This is a genomic window from Chitinophaga sp. 01L420 (genome assembly GCF_056399985.1).
Genome location: NZ_JBFTSK010000126.1, coordinates 1 through 1,141, shown reverse-complemented (window position 1 = coordinate 1,141; position 1,141 = coordinate 1). Strand labels below are relative to the sequence as shown.

1 protein-coding gene is annotated in these 1,141 nt (G+C 48.6%); it reads left to right on the top strand.

The window, feature by feature from the left end; genetic code table 11:
- Positions 1-1,141, top strand: a 1,141-nt coding sequence (locus tag AC1DP6_RS36440; RefSeq protein WP_477059303.1) for a hypothetical protein, incomplete at both ends; no start/stop codon positions are given.

Genomic DNA, 1,141 nt, shown 5'->3' with positions numbered 1-1,141 from the left:
GTGTGCCGGATAGCGTGAACGAAGGACAAAGTGCCGTGATCACTGCTACTTTACCAAATGGCTGGAAAGCCGGTAAAGCCTGGACGGTGAACCTGACAAAAGATGTGGTATCATCTACTATTGCAGATAGCCGTTATACCAGTCTCCCTGCTACGATCACCATTGCCAGCGGAGCGGATCACGGCGATGCCACCGCTATTCAGACATTGACCAATAAGGTGTTTAATGATGAAGGGCTTTTAAATGTAGATGGTAATAAAGGCAATGTAAATATGCCTGCTACCAGCGCCCATATTTACGTTAAGGATCTCACGGACCCTGCGCAGAAGAAACTGACACTGACACCAGATAGCTCAACATTAAATGAAGGCAACAGTACCGCGTTCAAAATGTCACTGCCAGCTGGTTACCGCTCTGCCAGACCAGTGACCATTACCTTAACAACGAAAGTGGCCGGTACTGAAGCAGCTGCTACCGACTTCCAATACCTGCAAACGTCTATCATATTCCCGAAAGACACGGCAGTATTTACTACTACCGCCGCAGTGATTAAAGCGATYGCAGATCAGATCATAGAAAAAGATGAGCAACTGAATATCTCCGGTGCTGCCAGCGGTTACACGGTAGTCGATGCGCAACTGAAGATCTATGATGCTACCCGCAGAGATGCGACTAAAACAAAAATTACATTCACGCCACCTGCTGCCGGCATGCCGGAAGGCAATACCCAACAGATTGGGTTTAGTTTACCTGCTGGCGTGAGTACGGAAATACCTATTAAGATATCTCTGCCATCTACAGGCGCCGCTACCCGTGGCACCGATTACAGTTTGCCAACAGATACCAGCTTTACCGGTACTTCCGGTGCTGCTGAACTGAAAGTAGCCGGCGATATTCTGGTAGAAGATGTGGAAGATATTCATGTGAATCCAACAATCAGTGATGTTTATAGCACTCCTTACACCTTTGCGCCAGCAACGCTTGACCTGACGATCAAGGATGCGCAGTATCCATTCCCTGCCGGTGATTCCATCAAACTGAGCAGTGTGCCGGATAGCGTGAACGAAGGACAAAGTGCCGTGATCACTGCTACTTTACCAAATGGCTGGAAAGCCGGTAAAGCCTGGACGGTGAACCTGAC